The sequence below is a fragment of the Sphingobacterium sp. GVS05A genome (assembly GCF_019969845.1).
In the GTDB taxonomy this organism is placed as follows: Bacteria; Bacteroidota; Bacteroidia; order Sphingobacteriales; family Sphingobacteriaceae; genus Sphingobacterium.
Window position 1 is genome coordinate 144,388 of record NZ_JAHXYR010000012.1, and the last position, 26,345, is coordinate 170,732.

Consider the following 26,345-nt stretch of genomic DNA (forward strand, 5'->3'; position numbering starts at 1 on the left):
TCTGTTATTAATTGTATTAATTTTAATGTTAAATCCTGTTTATGTAATTGATAATTAGTTCTTGTTTAATCACACTTTACCAAGAATGGCAAAGGTATAAAATTTTTGTAGAATGAAAAGCTTTATTTATGCCATTTAGGTCAAAGGCATAAAATTAGAAGAAATGCTGAAAAAAAGAAATATTTAATGGATTTATTTTATAAAAAAAGGCCCTGCTCAAACCTGAGCAGGGCCTTTTTTTATAAGTCTTTAACACTATCTCAATGTATATTTAATACCGAAAGTGAAAGTTGAGGCATCGAAATCATTGCCATGATTTAATCTCCAGTCTGGTTTCCAATCTGCGTGAAATCCGATAGGGGCAGCAGGGATTTTAAATTCCAAACCTAATTGTGGTCTCAAACCAACAAGAGTCATATTGTCGCTTCCAGCGTCAACAAATGTTAATTGAGCACCAACACCCGCATACCATCCTAGTCCGTTTACACCGCGGAATGGTCTTGCGTATTGATAATCCGCACCTACAGCAACAACGTTGTCATCAAACATCACTTGCGCTTGACCATTGTTTGTTCCACCAAAAGATTGCTTGTATTGGACACCCCAAAGGTCACCACCAGTTCCGTCGAAAACAACACCAATAGCGGCACGTTGTGGAGATTGAGCTTTCGCTTCTTGTGCACCAAATGCCAATGCTGCAACAGCAGCTAATGAGAGTAAGGTCTTTTTCATAATTATCTTTACTTTATATTTTCATTAATTAAAATTACTTTTCGTGTAACCAAAAGCAAATAGCTTGCCAAAAAAAGGATGCAATCAATCGGGATAATCTTTTGTGCCAATTCATAACCGTTCTAATTTGTCTAGCGATTGTAATTTGTTTATTTTATTTTTTTATATTGCTTATTTTTCTTAGATTTGCCTGGCAAATAGAAAACCCAATACATATTTGCCATGCAATTAGATCCACAAAAATTCGTAGCAGAAGGTCTCACTTACGATGACGTCTTATTAATTCCAGCTTATTCTGAAATTTTACCACGTGACGTCGATACGAGTACCTCACTGACAAAAAAAATCAAATTAAATATTCCATTGGTTTCTGCGGCAATGGATACGGTAACTGGTGCTGATTTAGCAATTGCTATAGCACAAGCGGGCGGTATTGGTATGTTACATAAGAACATGACTATTGCAGAGCAAGCTGCTGAAGTACGTAAAGTAAAGCGTTCTGAAAGTGGTATGATCCAAGATCCAGTAACGCTATTAGCTGATGCCACTGTTGGTGATGCCTTTAATATTATGAAGGAACATAAGATTGGGGGAATTCCAGTGGTTAATGAAAAAGGCCAATTAGTGGGTATCGTAACCAATCGTGACCTTCGTTTTCAAAAAGATATGACTCGTCCGATCAATGAGCTAATGACGAAGGATAATCTTGTTGTTGCTCCCGAAGGAACGGATTTGGTGAAAGCAGAGGAAATTCTTCAGAACGAAAAAATTGAGAAACTTCCAGTTGTCAACAACGAAGGTATTTTGAAAGGTTTAATCACCTTTAAGGATATCCAAAAATATAAACATTATCCGAATGCAGCTAAAGATAGCCACGGCCGTTTATTAGTAGGCGCTGCAGTAGGCGTTACTCCAGATACATTGGATAGGGTTGAGGCTTTGGTAAAAGCTGGTGTGGATGTGGTAACCATAGATACTGCACATGGGCATTCTAAAGGTGTTATTGACAAGTTGAAATTGGTGAAATCCAAGTTTCCAGAACTACAGGTGATCGTAGGGAATATTGCAACAGGAGCAGCCGCAACAGCATTGGCTGAAGCCGGTGCAGATGCCGTAAAAGTAGGTATCGGACCTGGCTCGATCTGTACAACCCGTATTATTGCAGGTGTGGGTGTTCCTCAGCTGTATGCGGTGTATGAAGTAGCTAAAGCACTTAAAGGAACAGGCGTGCCTTTGATTGCTGATGGTGGTATCAAACAAACAGGTGATATCGCAAAAGCTATCGCAGCTGGAGCAAGCACAATCATGGCTGGGTCTTTATTTGCCGGAGTAGAGGAAGCTCCCGGAGAGACTATCATGTACGAAGGACGTAAATTTAAATCATACCGTGGTATGGGATCTATCGAAGCAATGGAAAAAGGTTCTAAAGATCGTTATTTCCAAGATGTGGAAGATGATATCAAAAAGCTAGTTCCTGAAGGTATTGTCGGACGTGTCCCTTATAAAGGTACATTGGCTGAAGTTGTATATCAATATATCGGTGGATTACGTGCTTCAATGGGTTATTGTGGTGCTGCAACGATCGAAAAACTGCAAGAGGCACAATTCGTTCGTATTACAGGTGCCGGATTGAGAGAGTCTCATCCACATAACATCTCTATTACCAAAGAGTCACCAAACTATAATAGCAGAGGTTAAACACAAGTGATACTATAAAAATCCGACGATTTTAAATTGTCGGATTTTTTTGTGCAAAAATATTGGTATGATTGCCTTAGTGATCAATAGGAAATTTGTACTTTTATACCCTATTCTCAGGTTTTAAAATTTAAGGAGTTAATTTGGATTATTTAGCGGGTTTAAACCCTTCACAACGAGGAGCCGTAGAGCAAACAGAAGGCCCTGTCATGATTGTTGCAGGAGCTGGTTCAGGAAAAACACGGGTGATTACTTATCGTGTCGCGCATTTGATTCAAAAAGGCGTTGATCCATTCAATATCTTGGTGTTGACATTTACGAATAAAGCGGCAAAGGAGATGCGCGCGCGTATTGTTTCAGTCGTAGGGAGCGAAGCGAAAAATATTTGGATGGGAACATTCCACTCGGTGTTCGCAAAGATACTTCGCGTAGAAGCTGAACTAATAGGGTACCCTAGAAATTTTACCATCTACGATACGGACGATACCAAAAGTCTGTTGCGTGCCATCCTAAAGGAGATGAATCTGGATGATAAATTATACAATGTCAATCATGTTTATGGCCGCATATCACAAGCCAAGAATAACTTGATATCGCCGCAGGAATACAATAAAAATGAAGCTATATTAGCCGAAGATATTTCGAATGGACGCGGGCAATTGGGACAGATTTACATGACCTATGCACAACGCTGTTATCGCGCAGGTGCCATGGATTTCGATGATCTCCTGTTCAAAACTAATGTTTTATTGAATAAACATCCGGAGGTATTGCACAAATACCAGCATCAATTTCGTTATTTGATGGTCGATGAGTACCAGGATACCAACTTTTCGCAGTACCTAATCGTCAAACGATTAGCCGCCGTCAATGAAAACATCTGTGTTGTTGGTGATGATGCGCAGTCAATATATGCCTTCCGGGGTGCCAATATTCAGAATATTTTGAATTTCCAGAAAGATTATCCGGATGTCAAGATCTTTAAACTGGAGCAGAATTATAGATCTACCAAAATGATTGTCAATGCGGCAAATTCGGTGATCGCCAATAACCAAAACCAGCTGGAAAAGAATGTTTTTTCGGATAATGAAGAAGGTGAGAAAATTAAGGTTTCACGTGCTTTTTCCGATAACGAAGAAGGAAAGATCGTTGCAGACCAGATCATTGAGGAAAAGTCATTAAAGGGGCTCAATTACAAAGATTTTGCTATTCTTTATCGTACCAATGCGCAATCACGTGCGATGGAGGAGGCGCTACGTAAGATCAATATACCTTATAAGATTTATGGTGGCACATCCTTTTATCAACGGAAGGAAATTAAAGATCTGATCGCTTATTTCCGTCTTACCTTCAATCCCAATGATGAGGAAGCATTGAAACGCGTCATCAATTACCCACGTCGGGGAATCGGAGATACAACCATAGAAAAGATTATGATTGCTGCCGATCAAAATCAATATCGTATTTGGGACGTTGTTGCTAATGCGGCTCATTTCCTGGATGGTCGTAGTGCGACCTCAGTGGGTGGTTTTGCGCAGATGGTACAGAGTTTTCAGGCTTTGGCTAAAAATAGCAACGCATTTGATACGGCCATGCATATTGCACAGCACTGTGGTATCTTGAAAGAACTTTACGAGGATAAATCGGTAGAAGGGTTGGCGCGTTATGAAAATATTCAGGAGCTACTCAATGGTATTAAAGAGTTTTCTGAAAGGGAAGATATTGAAGACCGTGGTCTTGACATCTATATGCAGGATATCGCTTTATTGACTAATGACGACAACGATAAAGACCCAAATGCGGATACAGTTTCTTTGATGACAATACACTCTTCTAAAGGGCTTGAATTTCCCATTGTTTTTATTGTAGGCCTAGAAGAAAACTTGTTTCCGTCTCAGTTGTCATTGAATTCCAGGACAGAATTAGAGGAAGAACGAAGACTTTTTTACGTTGCTGTTACGAGAGCTGAAAAAAAATTACTACTTTCGTATGCTACTTCGCGATATCGTTGGGGAACGTTGAATAATTGCGAACCCAGTCGTTTTTTGGATGAATTGAATCCTGCTTGTCTTGCATTGGATTTTAAACCACGACAAACTTCCGCCTCAGCCGGCAGTTTTCAAGGCGAACGAATTGCATGGCAACAAAAGGATAGTGATGATACGTTTTCTAAACCTAAGCCAAAAGCAATGGTTAAAACAACGTCTATACTGCCAAAAGCCCACAAACCTACTGCGGGTTTTGCTCCTTCTGACACATCAAATCTTCAGGTCGGCATGGAAGTTGAACATGAACGCTTTGGATTTGGTAAAGTTGTCAATCTCGAAGGAAACAAAGGAGATATAAAAGCAACTATTTTCTTTAAAGAGTTGGGACAGAAACAATTGTTGCTTAAATTTGCAAAACTTAGAATAATTCAATAATAAAATACCAAAACGAGATCTTAACCGTTTAATTAGGTACTTATATTAGCTATATGAACTTTGACTACAACAGCACTAGGCCAAAATTGATCCTTGCAGAATATGGCCGCAATGTGCAAAATATGGTAGATTACATCTGTAGTTTACCCACAAAGGAAGAAAGAAATAAACATGCCCAGATCGTGATCGACATGATGGGAGTGTTGAATCCACATTTAAGAGACGTTTCAGATTTTAAGCATAAACTTTGGGATCACTTACAGATTATCTCTGATTTTAAGCTTGATATCGACTCGCCATATCCTATTGCCACAGCAAAAAGTGTTAAACACGAAGTTGAACACTTAGGCTATCCGCAACATTCGATTAAATTCAAACACTATGGATTTACAGTGGAGAAAATGATCGATAAGGCGTTGAAGGTAACTGATGAACCTAAGCGCGAGCAGATGGTTATCGGTATCGCTAATTTTATGAAAATGGCATACGTCACTTGGAACAAGGATTCAGTATCTGATGAATTGATTATTCAGGATTTGAAAGAATTGTCAGGATATCAATTAACCTTACCTGAAGGTACGGTATTGACTAAACTTGATTTCAAAACCCCGCCTCCAGGAAACCGTATCAAAGGTCCTACAACGAGCAACTCTGGTGGAAACAATAATAGCAATAGCAACAATAATAGCTCTTCAGGTTATCAGTCGAAAGGCGGCGGTGGTAGTGGTAAGCCTCGTATGTCAAATAACAATAACAATATGAAGCGTAACAACTTTGGTAGCAATAGCAATAACAATAATAACAACAATAGAAATAGAAAACCTCAAAATAATTACAATAATAAAAGAGGCTAGTTCTTTAAGTTTTTGATTTAAGAAGCAGGCAATTGCGAAGTGATTCATAGATTTCTTTACAATTGCCTTCTTTATTTATAGTATGGATTTGTCTGTCAGCCCTGGTTTAGTTGATCGATCAATAGGATCTTGGACCACTCAGGATTGTTGATTAGACAGTTCTATAAAATTTTTTTCAATACAATTTGTCGATTTTAAGAATCCCGGAATGTCATTTAGTGACATAAGCTAAATTATGAGTCGGGTTTTGTTGTAAAAAGAAGATATCAGTTATATAAATGAATGCATTTGAAATAATCGGTGGAAAACCGTTAAAGGGAGAGATTATTCCTCAGGGAGCAAAAAATGAAGCTTTACAAATTCTGTCAGCAGTTTTACTGACTGAGGAACCCATGACCATCAGTAATATTCCCGATATTAAGGATGTCAATAAGTTAATTGATTTGTTGGCCGCATTGGGTGTTAAAATTGATCGAATAGATAAAGATACGTACGTTTTTGAAGCGAAAGATATTAATATAGATTATTTCCAATCACCTGAATTTAAAGAAAAAGGTGGTGGCTTACGTGGTTCCATTATGATTGTAGGGCCGTTACTGGCTCGATTCGGAAAGGCTGCCATCCCTAAACCAGGAGGTGATAAAATTGGCCGTAGACGTTTGGACACTCACTTTCTAGGTTTCGAAAAACTAGGTGCTAAATTCGTTTACGATGCTGCCACACATTTCTTTAATGTGGATGCAACAGAGTTAAAAGGTAATTATATCTTATTGGATGAAGCTTCTGTGACTGGTACGGCAAATATCGTTATGGCCGCTGTATTGGCCAAAGGAGTAACAACTATCTACAACGCTGCATGTGAGCCTTATTTGCAACAGCTTTGTAAGATGTTGAATCGCATGGGCGCTAAGATATCAGGTATAGGATCCAATTTATTGACCATTGAGGGCGTAGAACGTCTTGGCGGAACATCACATCGCATGTTGCCTGATATGATCGAAATCGGCTCTTTTATAGGCTTAGCAGCAATGACCGGATCAGAAATTACCATTAAAGATGTTTGTTTCCAAGAATTGGGGGTAATTCCATCGGTATTCTCCCGTTTGGGTATTCAGTTTGAATTGCGCGGGGATGATATCTTTATTCCAGCGCAGGATTCTTACGAAATTGATACTTTTATAGATGGTTCTATCTTGACAATCTCGGATGCACCATGGCCAGGGTTTACACCGGATCTATTGAGTATCATTCTCGTGGTAGCAACACAAGCGAAAGGCAATGTATTGATTCACCAAAAGATGTTTGAAAGCAGATTGTTCTTTGTCGATAAATTGATCGATATGGGAGCACAGATCATTTTGTGTGATCCACATCGTGCTACAGTAATTGGTATGAATAAATCGCATTCTTTGAAAGGTATCGAAATGACATCCCCAGATATTCGTGCAGGAGTATCCTTATTGATCGCAGCATTATCGGCGAAAGGAAAATCTGTGATCCATAATATCGAACAGATCGAACGTGGATATCAAGATATCGAGGAGCGTTTACGTAAACTAGGAGCAGATATCAAACGTGTAGATGTGGAGCCGAAAGGTCACTAGTCTTAATTTGGGAATAAATAGCCCGTAAAAGATAATTTTTGATAATTAGAGCCTCGGAGAAAAATCTGGGGCTTTTTTATGAAACGAGGCATAACAACAAAGCATGAATAAATAGAAAAGGAGTTGATCATATCAACTCCTTTTCTATTTATTCGCTATCCCGTTATACCAAAGGAGCTGGTGCTTCTTCTTCAAATAAAGGGAATTCCTTGATAATATTGTACCAAGTAATAACCTTCTTGATGTCTGATGTATATACGCGAGATTCATCATGGCCAGGAGCGACCTCACGGAAGAAATCTCTCAATATCGCACCATCCGATTTTGCGTCCGGTAATGTAAGACCTTTTTCTTTAATGGTTTCGAAGATATCTAAAAGACGGATTTCTTCTTCTTCACCATAAATGGTGATATCTTCCAATGTAGCCATTTTTGTCGAAGATAAACTTACTATCGACTTAATTTTCGCTTGATCAAGGGTTTCTAAAATAAAACCACCTTTATTTTGTCCAACCAACTTGAACAATCCTGGTTTACCAGTTACAGATACTAATGCTCTTAAATTCATTTTAATTTTTTTTAAATCTCCAAGAATTAATCTTCGATTACTTCAATTGATAAAATACGGTCTCCTTGTCTAATATCATCTACCAAATCAACATTCTCAATTACTTTTCCGAAACAAGTATGATTACGGTCTAAGTGAGCTGTATTATTGCGGCTGTGGCAAATGAAAAATTGAGAACCACCTGTATTGCGACCAGCATGCGCCATTGACAATACGCCTCTGTCATGATATTGATTCTCTCCAGTTAATTCACAATCGATTTTATAACCAGGACCACCTGTTCCAGGGATGCCTGCAGCGCCTTCACGTGAATTTGGACAACCACCTTGAATAACAAAATCAGGGATAACACGGTGAAAAGCCAAACCATCATAATAACCTGATTTAGCAAGTTTAATAAAATTTGCTACTGTATTTGGAGCATCAGCTGTGTAGAAATCCACAGTCATGTCGCCTTTTTCTGTTTTAATAATCGCTTTACTCATGTTCAAAAATTTTTATGAAATACAAAGATAATGTTTCAGAGTGAAATGTGAAGTAATTCGTAATCTCCAATTTTTTTTAATTGATCTATCTACGGATCAATGACCTGAAAAATAATGCGAAATATTTTATATATTTATGTGAGCTAGCCAATTAAAGTTTAAAAAATGTCAAATCTGCACAAATTAGTTATCAGGGAATGGTCTGAGGCGGATCGACCCCGCGAAAAATTATTAAATTTAGGACGGAGGGCCCTTTCCGATGCAGAGTTATTGGCAATATTGATCGGGTCTGGCTCAATGGACGAAAGTGCAGTGGAATTATGCCGACGTATATTGGCCGATGCGAACAATAGCTTGGACGCAGTCTCGAAGATGGAAGTCTATGAATTGAGTCAATATAAAGGTATTGGTGAGGCCAAAGCAATCTCGATTATTGCAGCGTTGGAGCTGGGGAGACGTAAGAAGGAGTCCCCTATAGAAGAGAAGAAGATCTTAAATAGCAGCAAGCGCGTGTATGATTTTATGAAACCCATTCTACAGGATTTACCACATGAGGAGTTTTGGACATTATATCTGAATACTGGATGCAAATTATTGGATCAACAGCTCATTGGTCGTGGTGGGAATGATTTTACACCGGTAGATGTTCGAATCATCCTAAGAAATGCCCTCGCAATAAAAGCACATTCGATCGTATTGATTCACAATCATCCCTCTGGGACTTTGCAGCCCAGTAATGCTGACAGAATTCTGACGCAAAAAATTGTCGAAGCATCAAAAATTATGGATATTAGGGTAAATGATCACCTGATCTTTACAGACAATGGATATTATAGCTTCAGAGATGAAGATATAATAGATTAGCTATAGGACAATCTAACATGAGCAAAAATAGTATTGAGCGATTTACAGACAGGGTTGTGGATTATGAAAAATTTAGACCCAATTATCCGAAGGAAATTATTCAGATTCTTAAAGAGAAGATAGGTTTGAATAAGAAATGGCTGGTTGCGGATATCGGTAGTGGCACAGGTTTATCGACACAGCTGTTTTTAGAAAATGGGAATGATGTCTTTGCTGTTGAGCCCAACAGGGAGATGCGGGAATCTTTGGTGCACCATTTTAAAACCTACCGGAATTTAATTGCATTAAATGCCACCGCTGAAGATACATCCATAGAATCGGGGTGTGTGGATTTAATTTTTGCCGGACAGTCTTTTCATTGGTTCGATCGGACAGCTAGTTACAACGAATTCAATCGCATTCTTACAAAAACGGGTCATATCGTCTTGGTCTGGAATCAACGTGATCCAGCGGATGCTTTCCAACAGGAATATGAACAGTTTTTACGTAATCATATCCCTAATTACCAATCTGTCAGTCATAAAAATATAACCGATGACGACCTTCGACGTTTTTTTACTGATAGACCAATGACGAAAGTATCTTTGCCTAATCAACAGGTGTTCGACCTAAAATCGTTTCTGGGAAGAGTGAGATCATCTTCTTATTTTCCTAAAGAAGGGGATGAAAATAAAAACTTATATGATGACCTCCGCTTATTGTTTGAAAAGTACGCAATTTCTCAACGTATCGTGTTTAGATATATTACTGAAATCTATATCAGCTAAGCCACGCTAGTGCGCTTTTGTTGCATTTTTTCTTTCCCGTTGAAGGAGTTGGGTTGGTCGGACAGCGTGCCATTGGTACCATGATATTATCTATCAATATTTTAGGAGATGTGGTAAATCCTTTTTATGATACAAAGTTAAATAGCAAATGTATATTGCTGTGATAGTTAAAAAAATGTTAAAGATCTAGTTGAAATAGGGACATGGCATTTTATTTGGATGTGATTGAGGGATAAGTTAAAAAGATATGTTTGGAGTTGAATTAATATTCTTTAGGCGGTGTTTATTTCTAGTGCCAATTTTAGTGTTGGCAGGTAGGGTAAATGGTCAACAGCTTACTTCCTTCAGTAATTGGGAGAGAAATTTTCATTTTGCGAATCGATGGATAGATCCTTTTTTTCCTTTAAATATACAGGCTAATGTGGTTGCATTAGACTTGGATGTCAATGACAAAACTAAAAATTCAGTAGCGAAGAAACACACTATTGAAAGGGTATATGCTCAGACAGATGAGGTTTCAACCCCCGTTGTGGAGAATAGCAACAAGCGCAATAAAGGGGATATAAAATACTCTTCTTCCCGTTCAAGTACATTATATCGCGTTGCATTGGATAAGCAGCTTGATGAGCGCTATGATGGAAAGCAAGTTTTTGTAGATGCAAAAGGGGTAAAATATATAATTGATTCGAAATACAGAAAGCAGATCATCAAATGATTGTGTGGTGAAGTTAAAACTTTGTTAAAAAAATATTTGTAAAGAAATTTTGGTATTTGTATTGTACTTTTACCTATAATTATTTAAATAACAATTGGGTTATGAAATCAATAAATCGTTTCAAAAAAATCACAGCTGCATTAGCTTTGATTGCAACATTTGGATTGGGACAATCCTATGCGCAAACTGCTCCTAAGAAAATGGAGAAAGAAGCCAAAAAAACAGAACAAAAAGTAAAAGAGGTAAAGACTAAGGCCTCCGGGACCGAAACGAAAGCTGCCCCCGCGAAAGCGTTGGAAAAGAAAGATGCAGTAGCCAAAGAGAAATCTACACAAGCAAAAAAAACTACTGAAACCAAAGCTGCTCAGGTAGAAACCAAAGAGAAAGCCGTAAAGAAGGAAGCTACTAAAGCTGCTGAGATAAAAACTGCTCAAGTAGAAACCAAAGAGAAAGCTGTAAAGAAGGACGTTACTAAAGCTCAAAAACAGGTGTCTGCAGTTAAAAAAGACGCAGTAGCAACAGCCGATAAGGCAACCAGCGAAAAATATAACGGTCATACGGTTTATCTAGGTCCAAAAGGAGGTAAATATTACATCAATGGAAATGGTAATAAAACTTATATTTCTGATAAAAAATAGTATTTAATAGTTTATTATACATAAAAAGGGGCATCCATCGATGCCCCTTTTTATGTATAATAAATAATTTCTACCGTAATATTTTAAATAGATATTCCTTATCGAGATAGAAAGCGTTTAAACTTCCACCATCTTCAAGAATGGTGCTGCTGATTTCTTTTTTATGCTGTTGTAGCGTCTGAATTTTATCCTCAACCGTATTTGGACTGATCAGACGAACGGCAGTGACATTCTTTCGTTGGCCAATACGATAGATACGGTCGATCGCCTGTTGTTCAACGGCTGGATTCCACCATGGATCGACCAGATAGACCACGTCTGCTGCTGTGAGATTAAGACCCGTCCCGCCAGCTTTAAGGCTAATGAGAAAAACACGGATATTTTGATCTGATTGGAAATCGCTGACCAGCTGTCCTCGGTTTCTGGACTGACCAGTCAATGTAAGCGAGGGTATTCCATTCTTATCCAATGCTTCTTTAATCAGCCGCAACATGCTGACAAATTGCGAGAAGACGATGATTTTATGTTGATCTTTTTTATGTTGGATTTGTTCCACCAGCATTTCGATCTTGGCCGAATCTTCTGCAGATGTCAGGTCTTCACTTTGGAGCAATTTACTGGAATTGCAGATCTGACGCAATTTGGTCAGACCTTTAAGGACATGCATGGGACTTTTTTTGATTTCGTCCCCATCTTTAGCGGAGATAAATTCACGGAACTCCTTTTCATAGAGATCGTAAATCCGACGCTGCGCAGTTTTCATTTCACAATAGAGTACCAATTCATTTTTTACAGGAAGATCATCCAATACATCCTGTTTTGTTCTCCGCAGGATAAATGGCTTGATTTTTTCCTTCAGTATCTTTTTTCTTTTGCGATCGTGAAAAGCATCAATTGGGGTTGTATAGACGTCTTTAAAATATTTTTTATTCCCCAATAAGCCCGGAACAGTGAAAGAGAGCTGTGCAAATAAATCCATTGTGTTATTCTCAATAGGTGTTCCTGTAAGAATAATACGGTTTCTCGATCGCAATAGATTTACAGCTTTGTACCGTTGCGAATCGGGATTTTTTATATGATGAGATTCATCGAGTATGACATAGTTGAATGTCAACTTTTTTAATCTATTGATGTCCGTCAGTAGATTATGGTAAGAAATAAGCACGATATCCAGCTCTTCAAACTGCTCGGTTATATCGCTTCGGTTCGGTCCTTCGAGGATCAATATGTTAAAAGATGGGAGGAATTGCTGAATTTCATGCTTCCAATTAAAAATCAGTGTGGTCGGAAGAACCAACAGTGTCGGAGCGGATATACCCTTTGCTTTTTGAGTCGCCAGAAAGGCAAGGATTTGGACAGTTTTCCCCAACCCCATATCATCAGCTAGGCAGGCTCCGAAATTTAACTGGTCCAAAAAGTTAAGCCATTGCAGCCCCTGCTGCTGATAGATACGTAAATCTCCAACAAAAATATCGGGTAATTCTACTGGTGGGCATGTTGCTAATGAGGAAAGCTGATTTTTTAAATAGCTAACCTCAGCTGATACTTCCTGATCCAGCTCTTTTTTGTCAAATAGAAGGTCGATTTCGCTAAACTTATATTTGGGAATCTGAATAAGTTCATCCTCGATGATTTCAGCGGCATTAAAATAAGACTCAAATTTTTCCAGCCACTCCTCAGGTAAAATACCAAGCGTGCCATCATCCAGATTGATAAATTGAGAACGATTACGAACAGCTTTTTCAAGCTTCTTCAGCGAAACACTTTTAGGACCAAATTTGACTTGCATATTGGCATTAAACCAATTTTGTCCACTTAATACCTCAATTTGTATTTTGCCTTTAAAACGGCTCAGCTTATTTCCTCTCAAAGTATTGAACCCAATAATCTGTATACCCTGATTATGCCACTCATCGAAGGCATTCAAAAACCAATCTTTATCTAGGAAATACTTGCGGTGCAAATAGAGATGCTGAAAACTATCATCATCCAATTGTTCCTGAAAATAGGGATGCTGCTTGAGTAGCAGTGAGATCACTTTGGTTTCTACCTCTTTTTTTCGTTCCACCAAAAATTGGGCTCCTTTTGCGTCAGTTCCAAAAATGTTCCTTTTACTCAAAATAGGAACTTCAACATCGCCATAACGCATGACAGGTATGATGTTGACAAAGTCTTCCGATTCTTCTAGGAAAAGGAGTGCTTGCATATCCTGATAGTAGAGATTTTCCTTCAATTGTGGTTTGCTCGCTTTGGGGATATCCTTGAAATTTAACGCGACTGAATTGGCAAGTGGTTCTAGAAATAGCTCATTAAACTCTTTAAATTTGTTGCGGTGTATGCGCAGTTGATTGCCTTTGTTTCCAAAAAGGCGAATCAGCTTGAGATGAAGTTTATTTTCGACAAGGTAGAGGTGCTTTTTTATCAGGATAAAGTGGTCAAAAAGAATACGCAGATCCTGTAGATCGTAAGCGATCCCGTGAATGGATAATTCCCCTTTTATATTATAGAATGCGTCATCTTGCTCGACTAACAATTTAATCTCTCCCTTGTTCAAACTGATCTGAATTGGAGATAACGAAGTAGCCGTTATATTTTCTGCTTTTTCGTGATCGTGGAGGTAGAAATCCAGGGTCAGCGGATTTTTTGCGATAGCACGCAAACCGCGTTCAACAGCGACATCCGCTTGTTGTAAAGGTTGGGCAAGCTGGTTGATCGCTGCAAAAAACTGGGTTTCTTCGATGGAATCAGTTTGCCAGATACGTGTTTGACTTTCCATAACCGAGATGGGATTTTTCGGTGCCCCCGATTTCGACTGTGGCGCTTGGCATAATAATACCTGTAATTGCTTATAATAGCGATTGCGCGTTAGTACGATAAAACTATGCTGCTGTTCGCTTGAAGGTTTGGGGGAACTTGTATGAGGTTCCAGTAGATCAAAATCATCTATGGAGGTCAGGTGTTTGTCTTTTAAGACGAATTGTAGATCAGCATCTTTAACCTGTGCCGAAAAATAGGTTTCCAGCGCTGGCTCATTTTCTAAACCATACTGAATAGCGGCCTTTTTTAGTAGATTTCGATAACGGTTGAGGTCGAAAAAAGATAACCAGTTTTCTTGGCCAAATAGTTTAGTTAAGGCCGCCTTTTGGTGAGTACAAAAGCCTGTTTGAGCACAATTGCAGAAAAGCGAAGTTACTGGTGATTTGTAAATAACCATCACCTGGAAATTCGTATAGCTTTCGACCACCTGAAAGGTAGCTTGATTGAATTCCATCTCTAGGACATTGATTTGGATATTTGCCAAGGTGGTATCCATCCAGGGAAAATAGGAGTAACGGCTTACTGTACCGAAATCTATTGTTGTCAATGTATGTTGATGGAAATCCATACGAAGTTATATTAAAAATTAAAATTCATGCCGCCATAATAATTTCGCAATGGGGCTGGATTGAAATACCGACCACCGAAAGCATTGATGTCATTGCCAAGGCTATATTTTTGGTTCAACAGATTGTCGGCACCAGCAAAAATACTGACTTTATGTCCATTACCTACAGCTTTGCTCCAGGATATTTTGCCTTGTAAAAGATGGTAACGTTTTGCATAAACGGTATTAGCGTCATCCAATGGTATGGCAGCGGTTAAATTGGAAAGTAGATCCAAATGAAGTTGATAGGGGAAAAGAACATTTAAAGTGTTTACCCACACTGTTTTTGGGACAGCGGTTAATTTGTTGCCACTGTAAACTTTATCCCCAACCTGATAGTTTTTGAAAGAATAGTTATTTAACGAGAAATTGCTTCCGATCTGTATGCTACGGATAAGCCCGACTGACCTTGGTGTTATCAAATAGGCGAGTATAGATGCTTCAATTCCTTTCTGATCTATTTTTCCGGTGTTCTGAAAATATTCTGCTCCGGTTTCACGTACTTGCCGAATAATGGCATCATCCATTTGATACGTATATGCTGCTGCATCTAATATAACACGACGGTTCCATAAGTGCCATCGAACACCGAATTCATGGTTGGTACCAGTCTCAGGCCTTAGGTCCTTATTGATCATATTGTCAGATGAGCGCACTTCCGCAATTGTTGGAGCTGAAAACCCTTTTGAAATAGAGGCCCGGATTGCTAGCGTCGGTGTCGCCATATAGGAGACAGCGGCTCGCGGCATCCAGGTATTGCCAAAATTGATATGTGCTTTGTCCTCTTGTGCAACTGGATAACGCTGTTGGTAAGCAATTTTATTTTCATTGAGTCCAATGGACAGTTCGACTTGAAGACGTTCCAACCAAGCTAGCTGAGTGCGTGCAAAGAATGACTGTTGACTATTTTCCAGCTTATCTTTGGCTTGTGGATTGCCAGCCTGCCCTTGATTATTATCATAATTGTCTATATCGTACCAACCTTTTTGAGCCTCTAAACCTAATTGTAGTTCATACTTTAAGTTTTTGCTAAGCTGATCAACATAGGATAAATAGAGCCGTGTTCCCAAGTTTTTTTCATCCCTTTTTTCATAATTGGTGATAAAGGGGTTTTTGATCTGGTTAGACGAACCGAATACATTGGCAAAGAGGGTTAATTTAGAACTGATACTCGTTTGGTTACTCACACCACCAAAAAAAGTTTTATCGTAGATTGCCGCTTTTTGTTCCGCAGCACTTGGATTCGGCCCCCCTTTGGGACGGGATTGCCGGCGATCGCTATCCATTTGTGCAGCAGTAAGACCTCCGGGAGTTTGATACCCCAGATCGGTATAGAATCCAGTGAATTTGAGCTCAGAATGTTTTGCATATTGCCAATTGTAGTTCAACTGGATGGTTTTCTTGTTCAAGGATGAATGTTGTCGATAACCGTCACTGCGTGTCCAGCTTTGATTGATCGCCAATTGTTGTGTCTGATTGATTGGAAGCACCGCATTGAGCTGCTGCTGAAACAAGCCATAGGAACCGCCCGTTAACTGTAAGTTGACTTCGGGTTTGGTCAAGTTATTAAAACCCTTACTATAGAGTGAAATTACACCACCAGAGTTGGCACCATAAATAGAGCCATCGGGTCCTTTCAATATATTGATCTGGTCTATTGTGTAAGGATCAATCAGATTTAGGTAGGTGTTTCCTCCAGCATCTGTGAGTGGAAAATCATCCAGATAGATCTTTACGTTACGGACGCCGAACGGAGAACGGAGCATGCTGCCCCTTAATGCCAGACGATAGCTTCCGGGAGAGCGTTCTTCCATGCGTAGTCCAGGTACCGTATTCATGACAGTGACGAGCGCCAGTGATTGCTGAGATTGAATACGCTGCTGACTTAATACTGCCGCTGATGATGTAAGTCGTAGTAAGGGTTGTTTATTAAAATAAGCTTTAATTTCGACCTGTTCAAGTCTATTGCTGATGCTGTCAGTCGTTTGGGCATATAATTTACCACATAGACAAATTGCGGCAAGTAGGTAATTTCTTTTCATTTTTAATGGTTAGGTTGGCCTAGTCCGCAAATTCTTGGCTAAAGTAAATTTCAAAAACTGCTTTAGTCTTATTGTATTTCAAGCATTGATAATTGGCATATACCGAGCTCGTCGGTATGCACAGGGTATTAGCCATAGCATTGGTAGGGAAATCCCTGCTTAAGCAGCCCCGTTTTAGATCAAAGATATTATTTGTTGAAATATTGTCAATCAAGAATGTATTTTCATCAATCAAATAATTTGATTGACTTGAACGGATATAATCCTCTTGATAAATCAATTCTGCGCCAATATTATAATCTACTGTTCCATTGGCATAGTAACAATCGGATTGACGCAGCAAATTGGATACTTGTACGTCCCGATACAATGTTTTAAAGCGTTTGTTTTTCTGATCGAAAAGAAGGATTTCAATTTGATATTTTTCTTTATCATAGACAATATATGCCAGATCGTTCCCCTTATTCTCAAAAATATCCCCTTTTGTACGCGCCAATATATTGAGATTTGCATGAGTCTCGAAATAGTTCTTTTGCTCTTCGGCAAGGTCTGCTTGCAGTTTTAGATGTAATTTTTCAAAGAGCCCCTCATCAGCCAATTTGACCAGCTGTTTGCGTTGCTGATTAGCTATCTTATTGAATCGCGGATTAGCATAGGTGGACGTATCGAGCAAAGGTTTCACTGCTTGGGGACTTTCATTCACCTGCTGACTTTGGTTATTGACCATACTGTCTTTTGCCGGAATAGCCTGAGGGTTAGATTGTGATGTTTGCTGACAGGAGGCAAATCCAAAAAGCAAAAGGTATAGAAAAATTGTCTGTAAATTCATGCGTATTTATCTTCAATAGGGGACTTCATCCCTTGGATTCTGGACGAAGTCACAATATCGGCTAATTTAATGAATTTATAGAAAAGAAGTCTTGCCGCTTTCCATTAAATTAAAATGCTTCATTCAATCCGAGGAAGAATCCACGGGATCCATATTTTCCTATGGCATAGTCCAAGCAGAGGTTTGTTCGGGTGGCTTTGTTAAACAGTACCCGTAACCCTGCACCACCGCCCGGTTGCCACCTTTCAAAAAGTTTTGTGCCCAATTCATCACTTGCACTTTGGAGGTTGAAAAATGCAGCGCCACTCAAAAAGCGATTTTTTAAAATTGGGAAACGGTATTCTGTTTCCGCATAGGCAAAAGAAGGTCCCTTGAAATAGCCAATTGTATAACCGCGACCAGTCCTCACAGCAGCATCTCTTCCTGTACCAGGGAGGTCGAAGTAGGGGAGAACGCCTCCAAGTTTGTAAGAGCCCCAATACCAAAAAGCAAGCACATGTGCTGGATCTGACTGCGATAAACTAAAGTATTTCCGAAAGTCGGTTGTGAGCTGGACGGCATTTTTGCTACTGCCCAGTAAGCTTGTATTCCATCGTAGGCCGATGTCCGAATAGATTCCTTTATAAGGTCTGTTGGGATTATCCCGGGTCGTATATTGTATATTCAATAGGAGGCCATTGGAGTTGTAGCTATCAGGAGCAAAACCATGCTTTTCGGTATATATTGTATTGGGGGTAATATTGCCATTTGGTCCACTGCTCGTTATTTTCCGTCGTAGATCGAATGCCACTCCGGCTCCTAAAAATAAGTCATCAGCAACCTTTTTATACACCTTTTCATTAAAAGTAAAGGCATTATATTTGGCACCATATTTTTTATGCTCGGGATTGGCAAGTATTTCCTCCTCCTCATTGTTCCATTTGCCCTGCGGGGTCATACCCAAACCTGCGTCTAGGGCAACCATTTTAACCAACGCAAAAGCCCCCTGAAAATTCAGCTTATTGTTTGGGGTAAATACATTGTGGCTAATATAGAAAACCATAATGTTTTTGGTCGTAATGGAGGCTGACGTTGCGGCGATTGACATGGTTGTTGTTTTTGGATCACCCAGTACTTTTCCAGCAACAGCTTTGACACCGATCTGTCCACCAATTGTCGGATTATACGCAATGTTTGGCATCAGGGTAATCGGAGAACGTTTGCTGGATTTTTCCTTTTTACGTTTGGGATGGATAATCCGGCCGATCAAATCCGATATATCATATTGGCTCGCCAGAATAGAATCACGCTGTTTTTTATAGAAGGAAGCCGAATCTATTTCAGTTTCAGATTGAGCCACAAGCCTATTGGATGTCAGCAGAAAACAAGGTAGTAAAAAACAGAGCGTGAATAAATAACGATGACGTAAAAATTGCTGCATACCTTCGGGTTTATCTTAGATCTAAACGTCAAAAATATTAAAATGTTTTTTAAAGGAATGAACACAATTTTATTTTGAACAGGTATTGGGGCTAGCCAATTCTTGTTGGGCCGCAAATTATCCGCTTGAATCGTTGCGTACTAAAACGCGAAAATGTGTGTGGTAAGCAATTTTCAGCAATGGGACAGAATCACACAATTAAACTTGGAAGTAAGGGGAAATTTATCTTAGTTTTGATTATTTAATTCAGACATATGATACGACAAAATATATATCGCTGCAGCTTGGCCTTGCTGTTGCTAACGGGTTTTGCGCAAGCACAGGAACTCTATATGCCCAGGAATATTAAACAAGCCATTGAAAAAGGTACGCGGACCACAACCGGTGTGCCTGGTAAAAATTACTGGCAAAACTTTGGGAAATATGATGTCAAGGTACAGTTGGATCCTACCGCGAAGACCGTCCATGGGAATGAAACAATTTTATATACCAATAATAGCCCCGATACATTAAAGCAATTGGCGATTCGATTTGTGAACAATGTACACAAACCCAATGCTGCACGTGCTAATTATGCTTCGGACGACTATCTGACATCGGGGTTAAAGATAAAATTCTTTAAACTCAACGGACAGGTTTATGAGGTCAATAGTGGAGATTGGGGAACAGTCAAACTCAGTGATTTTGGGCAGAAAATTCTTCCCGGAACAGTGGCAACCTTAGAGATTATCTGGGAATATCCATTATCGGTTGAGAGCGACCGCGATGGCATGCTCAATGCATCTACTTTCTATTGTGCTTATTCCTATCCACGTGTATCTGTCTATGATGATTATAATGGCTGGGATGTTTTGGAGCATAACGGTAGACAGGAGTTCTATAATGGTTTCAATGATTATCAGTTTGAAATTGCTGTTCCTAAGAATTTTGTCGTATGGGCCACAGGAGAGCTTCAGAATGCGGCGGAAGTATTGCAGAAGCCTATTTTAGAACGCTTTGAGCAATCGAAACAGAGTGATGAGCCTATCCATGTTGCTACAGTATCTGAAATGAAGGAGGGCAGGGTAACCGCACAGCAAGAATGGAATAAGTGGAAATTTAAAGCAACTTATGTTCCTGACTTTTGTTTCAGTGTGAGCGACAATTATATATGGGATGCTGGTAGTGTGGATCTGGGGACCAAACGCGTCAGTGTACAATCCAGTTATGTTGCTGGCACTCCCGATTTTGAACAGTATATTGGCTGGCAGCAATACTGTATCGACTGGTTTTCCAAAAATTGGCCTGGTGTGACCTACCCTTATCCGACAATGACAGCAGTACAGGGATTTGCAGATATGGAATACCCGATGATGATCAATGATTCAAGTGTGCCCGACAATTTTGTTGATGCCCGACAAACAGCAGATCATGAGATCGCACATACCTATTTCCCTTTTTACATGGGGATCAATGAGACCCGATATGGTTATATGGATGAAGGCTGGGCTACAGCACTTGAATTTTGGATTGGTAATGCGGAGATCGGAGCCGAAAAGAATAAGGAGCTTTTTAAAGAGTCACGCGTGAAACGATATATCTTTGACCCGTCTACAGAAGAGGATCAACCATTGATTACCATGACTTCACAGTTAAATGGTTTGGGCTACGGAAATAATGCCTATATCAAAGCTGCCTTATCGTATATCGCGTTAAGGGATTATTTAGGTGATGCGGTTTTCAAAAAAGCGCTACATCATTATATGGATCTTTGGCATGGTAAACACCCTACGCCATGGGATTTCTTTTATAGTATCAATGCCGGAGCTGGTCAGAATTTAAATTGGTTTTGGAAAAACTGGTATTTTACCAATAATTACATCGATTTAAAGGTGGATAGCTTTAAGCAATCTGGTAACAAAAACACTTTGTCGATCACAAACGTAGGGGGATTTGCGGTTCCATTTGATGTCTTGATTACCTATACAGACGGCACTTTGGAAACAAAACATCAAACACCTATAATTTGGCAACAGAATGAAAAACAGGCAACAGTCAGCTGGTCATCTTCAAAGAAAGTGAAGAAAATTACGTTGGATGGGGGTGTCTTTATGGACTATACAGCCAAAGACAATGATTGGGCAGCTTTAAGATAACAACGTTATCTGTGTCAATCTCCTTCTTATAAAGGAGATTGACACAATTCCTATTAAATTTATAGCCTCACATTGTCTGACAATGAAATTATTGTGCGCTTAGGTCGGCTCCCATCTTAAAGTTGATGTCTTTGCAGCTGCTGATATCAGTGCTGAATATCCTTTCCCATATGGATGGGTAATTTGAAAATAATCAGCTTTACGAATCAATTGTCTGTGCTATTGAAAATTGTCAATAGTTCTGAAGGTCAGATTCACACGAGGCATAAATGCCTTTTTTGTAGGGGGAAGACGGTGCAACCAATACGTCTGTGTAAGATCCTTCATAACCAGAAGACTACCATTTCCCAAAATAAGATCTACTTTTTCTTTTGTCGTTTTGTGCTTGAATGCAAACTTTCTTTCGGCTCCAAAACTTAAAGAAGCAATGGCGCCATTTTTCTTTAGGTCTTTTTCTCCGTCACTGTGCCAGGCCATACCTTCATCACCATTGTGATATAGATTCAATAAACAAGAATTATAAGTTTCCTGTGTTTTTAATTCAGCAAGTGTTTTTAGTTCCAGTAGCTCTTTTGTCCAAGGGAGAGCTCTTTTGGTGGTATTGGAATAGCTATATTCAAAAGCCTGATCCCCATACCAGGCAACTTTGCGTTTAGTGATAATTTCGTTTCCAAAAATAATCGCACGATCGTTTACCCATTCGATGGAATTCATCAACAGGTTAAAATAGTGATCCGCTTGTTGCGGATCTAGTATTTTGCCATAGTAATTGACTGTCCCATCATAGGGAAGTATATTTTTGTTTCCATCAAAAAGATTGTCGAAAAGTTCCATGTTATCCTTACTGTTTTGTTGCCCTATATTGCCGTGTGGAGGCTCTCCCAGCCTATGATCGCTGTCTTTCTTATCGGATCCCAACGATACCCACCAAATATGCCACTGTTTTGGATGACCCGGTGACAAGGAATTAGATAGGCAATAGGGTTACTGCCAATAGCTGTGCCTACAGCACGTGAAGCCTTGGGATTTCCGATTTGAGAAGCAATCGAACCATAAGTGCTTAAATTACCCATGGGAATTTTTAACAGTGCTTCCCATACCTTCAACTGAAATTCTGTTCCTTTGAGATGCAATTTCACTTGACTGATATCATTATTCTGTGGATTTAATGCTTTTAGTGCATTTTCATGCATTACATCCTGCTGCAGTGTATATTTTGCGTTTGGGAAGCGCTTTTGAAGGATTTCGAACGCAGATTCTTTATCTTCCTCATAAGCAATATGACAGATGCCTTTTGAAGTAGAGGCTATGATGATGGGGCCAAAAAGTGTTTCATAATAATAGTATGAAATGAGTAGGTTAGCACCTTCATTCTTGTACTCAGCAGGTGTCATCCCTTCGATATTGATAAACAGTTCGTGTAATCTGCTGCTACTCGAAAGGCCCAGCTGAAAAGTGGTTTCTGCAATATTGTTTTCCTTCAATAATGATTTGGCGTGATTTAAACTGATATATTGCAAGAACTTCTTCGGGCTTGTGCCTGCCCAGGAGGTAAACATCCGTTGGAAATGAGCTTCACTCATGTAGACATGAGAAGCGATCTGTCCCAGTGTGGGTTGAGTTCTGAAATTTTCTTGTAAGAAATGTATTGCCTTGGCGATACGTTGAAAATCTACTTCTTGTTGAATAGTCATGATTGTCCATTTAGTTTATACAAAGTTGCTAAGAAGAAGAAGTTTATAAAATCCGATTTATGCTAAATTGAACGAATTTTTAAGAAGTTTTATCCGAATGTCCCAATGATTTTTCAGGGGCGACAATATCCCGGATCAGTTGCTTTAATTCCTTTATTTCGGGAAATCGGCCTGCTCTTTTTCGATCAAAGATTTCGTTGTTGTCTATGCGTATGGTATAACGGCCGGCAATTTCACTTGGAATAAGGAGGACGCCATGGATATCTTCCGTGAATGAGCTCAATATCTCCTGAGACATATAAGCTGCGCGCAACATCCAATTGCATTTTGGACAGTATTCAATTTCGATAACAGGTTTTGATGCCATGATTTAAACTAAGATAGTATGCGTTCTATAAAACAAATGTACTTATCTCTCTGCTGTCATCAAAACGTCCATAAGAAATCCACCCCAGACCGTTGACAAATAGTCGTTAAATAGTCTGGGGTGAAATCTTATTTCATTATATTGTTTTTTTCAGCTAACCGATCTTTAATGAAGTCATGGTGAGTGAGCCTGCTACCGAATTGTCATTGAACAAAAATAAGTCTTCATTTTTTTCCTGTAAAGCCAGTGTATAAATTAAAGGAAGATAGTGTTCCGGTGTTGGGATTGCCAGGTCAAACTCTTTTCCCTGTTGCCTGAAATCAATTAAAGCCCGATGGTTGCCATCTTGAATAAACTTTTTCATTTTATCATTTGCAATGGAGGCCCATTCGTAGGCGTATCCGGTTGTGTTGAGTTTATCCCAGGCTACCATTCGGAGATTGTGGACCATGTTGCCGCTTCCGATAATCAATACACCTTTTTTTCGTAGCTCAGCCAGCTGCTGTGCAATTTCATAATGATAGGAAGCTGGTTGGGTGTAGTCAATACTCATCTGAATAATGGGTACATCAGCATTGGGGTATAAATGTTTGACAACAGACCAGGAGCCGTGATCCAATCCCCATTTATCGTCAAGATGAATTTCGGTTTTCGTGACGATACGCTGTGTTTCTTGGGCTAAAGATGGGCTTCCGGGTGCAGGATATTGTACGTCAAACAGAGCTTGGGGGAAACCTCCAAAGTCATGAATGGTAGCCGGATGCTCCATGGCGGTAACAAATGTTCCACGTGTCTCCCAATGCGCCGAGATAACCAGGATTGCTTTCGGCTTTTCGAATGTTTGTCCTATTTTTCTGAATCCTTGAACAAACTCATTGTCTTCAATGGCGTTCATGGGGCTTCCATGTCCTAAAAAAAGAGCTGGAAATTTATCTGTCGCAGTAAGTTCAGTCGACAATTTACGTAATGAACTTGCGGGACTAGCTATGCCTGATAAGGGTAATGTTGCCATAATTTTTATAAAATCCTTTCTACGCATTTGAATATTCCTAATAGCGTTAATTGTTATTACAAAATTAAGTAGAGTCGGGTGGGAGGGGGTATTGTTTTTTAGTCAATCTGTTGTATTATTCGGAAATCAACTTCTGTATTTCATTTCTAAATTCAGATGGCGTCATTCCGGCTTTCTTTTTAAAAACGTTGGTGAAATAAGATTTTTCCTGATAGCCTAATTCGAAGCCTATTTCCGAAATCGTCTTATTTGTTGTTAACAATAGATTTTTAGCCTCTATCAGTTTTCTTGTTTCAATGATTTCCGACACACTTTGTTGTAATATACTTTGGCAGATCAGGTTTAAATTGCGTGCAGACATAAAAAGTTTTTCCGCGTAATAGTTAATCCCCTCAGGTCGTCGATAATTCTCTTCTAATATAGATAGAAAGCTGGTGAACGTCGTACTTTGGTTTTTTAATTGTTGTTGGGTATCCGGAAATTGTTTTTTTCGCTCCGACTCGATCATAATAAAGATTGTACTTAACAATTGCTTAATAACCGCATAATCTACTAAGGACTGTTGTGTTTCCTGTTGGATCATTTGGCACAGGATAACTAATCTTGAAAAACAGGTTGGTTGGAAAAAAGTCAATGTTGCATTTTCATGAAAATGCGCATAGAGTTGGAAGGTGGTTTCGGGGATGAATTCGCTTTTAAATCGGATAACCCAAAAATCGATGTCATTGTCTTGGAGAAGCGGTTTCACTCGATGATTTTTACCTTGCGTTACAAAACTGACAAAGGGAGCACTGTATGTTTGCGTTTTAAAATCGATGAAATGCTCTACTTGTCCCTTGACGCCAATAATCAATTCTTCGAAATCATGTTGATGCATTTCATTTTTCGACTCTTGGATGCGTAGTGCTTCTTTCGCATCGACTTGATATATTTTGAAAAGTTCGTTCAAAACTAATGCAGGTGTTAAATATTCCTGTTAATGATCATGTATCCTCTACTAATGTACGGCTTAATTTGTATTTTTTTTATTGCTTTTCCGAAAAACAACGATTCCAATAGTGAGCCCGCGTGTTTAGTGTATTTTGTCCCATTCCCGAAAAGGGTTGAAGTTCTTTTGCTGCTGTTGGGCAACCTGTGGTATCTGAATCGCGCTCTGGCCATGCCTTGTTCGCCAATGTTCTGAATTTTCCTATCCAAACGATAGTTAAATGGTATAGAAAAGCTGAGGGAGATAGTAGGAAGGTGCGAACACAACCCTGAAGGGGGATGCTTTTGGCTTTAGGGATACCAATCCTGGTATTTTTTAATGATAAGTCCAGTATTAAAGTAGCAATAGTCTACGATTAGGTTAGGGTATAGTTAGGTATTCGTTAGCTAAAACCTAAACAATACCTAACTAATACCTAAACTAAACCTAAGCTAAACCTAACTAAACAGTAGATTTGTCCTTACTTTGGTGCCCCTTCTTTTTGGGTTGTCTTTCTGGATGGTCTGCGCTTTTTTTCGGCTGCGGTTTTTATACCTGTCCGTGATCCGGTCTGCCTGCTGCGGCTCATCGGCTTTTTTTCTGTTTGTGGTCGTCTATCTTTGCGGGAAGTTCGCTGCTGTGGGCATACCGGCTTTCTGTCCCTGCTGCGGCGTGGTGGTAGGGCGTCTTGGGGATGCGGCTGTTATGTTTAGCCTCCCTCTTTTCGCTCCGGGACACTTTTTTCCCATGAGTCCACCTTTTCCATAACGTCTGCGCCCAGGGTATCCACTACCGTGCGGCATTCCCCGGTTCCTCCATCCACGTTCCTTCGTTCACGTTCTCGCGACCTTTCTGTGGTCTTTCCCTGCATTTTCCCGTATAACCGTCCATTTTTGCATCCCTTGGCCTCCCGGGATGCTGTTTTACAAAAAGAATCCGCCAAGTTCACAGCGAGTTAGGTTAAAAAAGAAATAAATAAGAACAAAAGGCTTGGAAGTTTGTTAGTAATCTCCCTATCTTTGCACCACTCCGCAAGGGAGGGACGGTTACTTCGGAAGAGGTGATCATGAAAAAAAGAAGGGTTTAACGGAAGTTAGGCGCGGAAAT

At 39.5% G+C, this 26,345-nt stretch carries 22 protein-coding genes; 9 read left to right on the top strand and 13 right to left on the bottom strand.

Going from position 1 to position 26,345, the window contains the following annotated elements:
• Nucleotides 1-255: 255 nt before the first annotated feature.
• Nucleotides 256-732: a hypothetical protein gene (locus tag LC454_RS25275; protein WP_223585210.1), complete on the bottom strand. Its 477-nt coding sequence runs from the start codon at nucleotides 730-732 to the stop codon at nucleotides 256-258.
• Nucleotides 733-954: 222 nt separating this feature from the next.
• On the opposite strand from LC454_RS25275, the gene guaB reads away from it, so the two are divergent.
• The 4 genes from guaB (at nucleotide 955) to murA (ending at nucleotide 7,311) form a co-directional block, all read left to right on the top strand.
• Complete coding sequence (gene guaB, locus LC454_RS25280; RefSeq protein WP_223585211.1) at nucleotides 955-2,430, top strand: IMP dehydrogenase; 1,476 nt, start codon at nucleotides 955-957, stop codon at nucleotides 2,428-2,430.
• Nucleotides 2,431-2,573: 143 nt separating this feature from the next.
• Entirely contained in the window at nucleotides 2,574-4,853 is a 2,280-nt protein-coding gene (locus LC454_RS25285) for an ATP-dependent helicase (RefSeq protein WP_223585212.1), read from the top strand.
• 53 nt (nucleotides 4,854-4,906) lie between these two features.
• Entirely contained in the window at nucleotides 4,907-5,707 is an 801-nt protein-coding gene (locus LC454_RS25290; RefSeq protein WP_223585213.1) for a DUF4290 domain-containing protein, read from the top strand.
• Between the two features lie 278 nt (nucleotides 5,708-5,985).
• On the top strand, nucleotides 5,986-7,311 hold the full coding sequence (murA, locus tag LC454_RS25295; protein ID WP_223585214.1) for a UDP-N-acetylglucosamine 1-carboxyvinyltransferase: 1,326 nt from the start codon (nucleotides 5,986-5,988) through the stop codon (nucleotides 7,309-7,311).
• A gap of 163 nt (nucleotides 7,312-7,474) precedes the next feature.
• Here murA and LC454_RS25300 read toward each other — a convergent pair whose 3' ends face one another.
• Both LC454_RS25300 and LC454_RS25305 read right to left on the bottom strand, forming a co-directional pair.
• Nucleotides 7,475-7,879, bottom strand: coding sequence for a DUF5606 domain-containing protein (locus LC454_RS25300; RefSeq protein WP_223585215.1), 405 nt, complete (start codon nucleotides 7,877-7,879; stop codon nucleotides 7,475-7,477).
• Between the two features lie 26 nt (nucleotides 7,880-7,905).
• Nucleotides 7,906-8,364 carry a peptidylprolyl isomerase gene (locus LC454_RS25305; RefSeq protein WP_120261942.1) on the bottom strand — a complete coding sequence of 153 codons (459 nt, stop codon included), beginning with the start codon at nucleotides 8,362-8,364 and terminating at the stop codon, nucleotides 7,906-7,908.
• A 165-nt stretch (nucleotides 8,365-8,529) separates the two neighbouring features.
• Between LC454_RS25305 and radC the strand changes: the two genes are divergently transcribed.
• The 4 genes from radC (at nucleotide 8,530) to LC454_RS25325 (ending at nucleotide 11,348) form a co-directional block, all read left to right on the top strand.
• Nucleotides 8,530-9,228: a RadC family protein gene (radC, locus tag LC454_RS25310; protein ID WP_223585216.1), complete on the top strand. Its 699-nt coding sequence runs from the start codon at nucleotides 8,530-8,532 to the stop codon at nucleotides 9,226-9,228.
• Nucleotides 9,229-9,245: 17 nt separating this feature from the next.
• Nucleotides 9,246-9,995: a class I SAM-dependent methyltransferase gene (locus tag LC454_RS25315; RefSeq protein ID WP_223585217.1), complete on the top strand. Its 750-nt coding sequence runs from the start codon at nucleotides 9,246-9,248 to the stop codon at nucleotides 9,993-9,995.
• A 421-nt stretch (nucleotides 9,996-10,416) separates the two neighbouring features.
• Nucleotides 10,417-10,710, top strand: coding sequence for a hypothetical protein (locus LC454_RS25320; RefSeq protein ID WP_223585218.1), 294 nt, complete (start codon nucleotides 10,417-10,419; stop codon nucleotides 10,708-10,710).
• A 101-nt stretch (nucleotides 10,711-10,811) separates the two neighbouring features.
• On the top strand, nucleotides 10,812-11,348 hold the full coding sequence (locus LC454_RS25325) for a hypothetical protein (RefSeq protein WP_223585219.1): 537 nt from the start codon (nucleotides 10,812-10,814) through the stop codon (nucleotides 11,346-11,348).
• A 70-nt stretch (nucleotides 11,349-11,418) separates the two neighbouring features.
• Here LC454_RS25325 and LC454_RS25330 read toward each other — a convergent pair whose 3' ends face one another.
• The 4 genes from LC454_RS25330 to LC454_RS25345 form a co-directional block, all read right to left on the bottom strand.
• Nucleotides 11,419-14,733 (bottom strand): DEAD/DEAH box helicase, encoded by a 3,315-nt coding sequence (locus LC454_RS25330; protein WP_223585220.1) that lies wholly within the window; start codon nucleotides 14,731-14,733, stop codon nucleotides 11,419-11,421.
• Between the two features lie 11 nt (nucleotides 14,734-14,744).
• Nucleotides 14,745-16,814, bottom strand: a complete 2,070-nt coding sequence (locus tag LC454_RS25335) for a TonB-dependent receptor (protein ID WP_223585221.1) — start codon at nucleotides 16,812-16,814, stop codon at nucleotides 14,745-14,747.
• A 19-nt stretch (nucleotides 16,815-16,833) separates the two neighbouring features.
• Nucleotides 16,834-17,643: a hypothetical protein gene (locus LC454_RS25340; protein ID WP_223585222.1), complete on the bottom strand. Its 810-nt coding sequence runs from the start codon at nucleotides 17,641-17,643 to the stop codon at nucleotides 16,834-16,836.
• 109 nt (nucleotides 17,644-17,752) lie between these two features.
• Nucleotides 17,753-19,063 carry a BamA/TamA family outer membrane protein gene (locus LC454_RS25345; RefSeq protein WP_223585223.1) on the bottom strand — a complete coding sequence of 437 codons (1,311 nt, stop codon included), beginning with the start codon at nucleotides 19,061-19,063 and terminating at the stop codon, nucleotides 17,753-17,755.
• 254 nt (nucleotides 19,064-19,317) lie between these two features.
• On the opposite strand from LC454_RS25345, the gene LC454_RS25350 reads away from it, so the two are divergent.
• Nucleotides 19,318-21,198, top strand: a complete 1,881-nt coding sequence (locus tag LC454_RS25350) for a M1 family metallopeptidase (protein ID WP_223585224.1) — start codon at nucleotides 19,318-19,320, stop codon at nucleotides 21,196-21,198.
• A 219-nt stretch (nucleotides 21,199-21,417) separates the two neighbouring features.
• Here the strand turns inward: LC454_RS25350 and LC454_RS25355 are convergent, their stop codons facing one another.
• The 6 genes from LC454_RS25355 to LC454_RS25380 form a co-directional block, all read right to left on the bottom strand.
• Nucleotides 21,418-22,032, bottom strand: coding sequence for an alpha-ketoglutarate-dependent dioxygenase AlkB family protein (locus LC454_RS25355; protein WP_223585225.1), 615 nt, complete (start codon nucleotides 22,030-22,032; stop codon nucleotides 21,418-21,420).
• Between the two features lie 23 nt (nucleotides 22,033-22,055).
• Nucleotides 22,056-22,892 carry a methylated-DNA--[protein]-cysteine S-methyltransferase gene (locus tag LC454_RS25360; RefSeq protein WP_223585226.1) on the bottom strand — a complete coding sequence of 279 codons (837 nt, stop codon included), beginning with the start codon at nucleotides 22,890-22,892 and terminating at the stop codon, nucleotides 22,056-22,058.
• A gap of 79 nt (nucleotides 22,893-22,971) precedes the next feature.
• Nucleotides 22,972-23,259 (bottom strand): SelT/SelW/SelH family protein, encoded by a 288-nt coding sequence (locus LC454_RS25365; RefSeq protein ID WP_223585227.1) that lies wholly within the window; start codon nucleotides 23,257-23,259, stop codon nucleotides 22,972-22,974.
• Between the two features lie 154 nt (nucleotides 23,260-23,413).
• On the bottom strand, nucleotides 23,414-24,271 hold the full coding sequence (gene ygiD / locus LC454_RS25370; protein ID WP_223585228.1) for a 4,5-DOPA dioxygenase extradiol: 858 nt from the start codon (nucleotides 24,269-24,271) through the stop codon (nucleotides 23,414-23,416).
• A gap of 115 nt (nucleotides 24,272-24,386) precedes the next feature.
• Entirely contained in the window at nucleotides 24,387-25,220 is an 834-nt protein-coding gene (locus LC454_RS25375) for a helix-turn-helix transcriptional regulator (RefSeq protein WP_223585229.1), read from the bottom strand.
• A gap of 727 nt (nucleotides 25,221-25,947) precedes the next feature.
• On the bottom strand, nucleotides 25,948-26,187 hold the full coding sequence (locus LC454_RS25380; RefSeq protein ID WP_223585230.1) for a hypothetical protein: 240 nt from the start codon (nucleotides 26,185-26,187) through the stop codon (nucleotides 25,948-25,950).
• Nucleotides 26,188-26,345: the final 158 nt, after the last annotated feature.

Excerpts from the sequence above, each read along its gene's own strand:
- LC454_RS25275 (WP_223585210.1), bottom strand. The coding sequence starts at position 732 with ATGAAAAAGACCTTACTCTCATTAGCTGCTGTTGCAGCATTGGCATTT.
- guaB (WP_223585211.1), top strand. The coding sequence starts at position 955 with ATGCAATTAGATCCACAAAAATTCGTAGCAGAAGGTCTCACTTACGAT.
- LC454_RS25290 (WP_223585213.1), top strand. The coding sequence starts at position 4,907 with ATGAACTTTGACTACAACAGCACTAGGCCAAAATTGATCCTTGCAGAA.
- murA (WP_223585214.1), top strand. The coding sequence starts at position 5,986 with ATGAATGCATTTGAAATAATCGGTGGAAAACCGTTAAAGGGAGAGATT.
- LC454_RS25300 (WP_223585215.1), bottom strand. The coding sequence starts at position 7,879 with ATGAATTTAAGAGCATTAGTATCTGTAACTGGTAAACCAGGATTGTTC.
- LC454_RS25305 (WP_120261942.1), bottom strand. The coding sequence starts at position 8,364 with ATGAGTAAAGCGATTATTAAAACAGAAAAAGGCGACATGACTGTGGAT.
- radC (WP_223585216.1), top strand. The coding sequence starts at position 8,530 with ATGTCAAATCTGCACAAATTAGTTATCAGGGAATGGTCTGAGGCGGAT.
- LC454_RS25315 (WP_223585217.1), top strand. The coding sequence starts at position 9,246 with ATGAGCAAAAATAGTATTGAGCGATTTACAGACAGGGTTGTGGATTAT.
- LC454_RS25325 (WP_223585219.1), top strand. The coding sequence starts at position 10,812 with ATGAAATCAATAAATCGTTTCAAAAAAATCACAGCTGCATTAGCTTTG.
- LC454_RS25330 (WP_223585220.1), bottom strand. The coding sequence starts at position 14,733 with ATGGATTTCCATCAACATACATTGACAACAATAGATTTCGGTACAGTA.
- LC454_RS25335 (WP_223585221.1), bottom strand. The coding sequence starts at position 16,814 with ATGAAAAGAAATTACCTACTTGCCGCAATTTGTCTATGTGGTAAATTA.
- LC454_RS25340 (WP_223585222.1), bottom strand. The coding sequence starts at position 17,643 with ATGAATTTACAGACAATTTTTCTATACCTTTTGCTTTTTGGATTTGCC.
- LC454_RS25345 (WP_223585223.1), bottom strand. The coding sequence starts at position 19,063 with ATGCAGCAATTTTTACGTCATCGTTATTTATTCACGCTCTGTTTTTTA.
- LC454_RS25350 (WP_223585224.1), top strand. The coding sequence starts at position 19,318 with ATGATACGACAAAATATATATCGCTGCAGCTTGGCCTTGCTGTTGCTA.
- LC454_RS25355 (WP_223585225.1), bottom strand. The coding sequence starts at position 22,032 with ATGGAACTTTTCGACAATCTTTTTGATGGAAACAAAAATATACTTCCC.
- LC454_RS25360 (WP_223585226.1), bottom strand. The coding sequence starts at position 22,892 with ATGACTATTCAACAAGAAGTAGATTTTCAACGTATCGCCAAGGCAATA.
- LC454_RS25365 (WP_223585227.1), bottom strand. The coding sequence starts at position 23,259 with ATGGCATCAAAACCTGTTATCGAAATTGAATACTGTCCAAAATGCAAT.
- ygiD (WP_223585228.1), bottom strand. The coding sequence starts at position 24,271 with ATGGCAACATTACCCTTATCAGGCATAGCTAGTCCCGCAAGTTCATTA.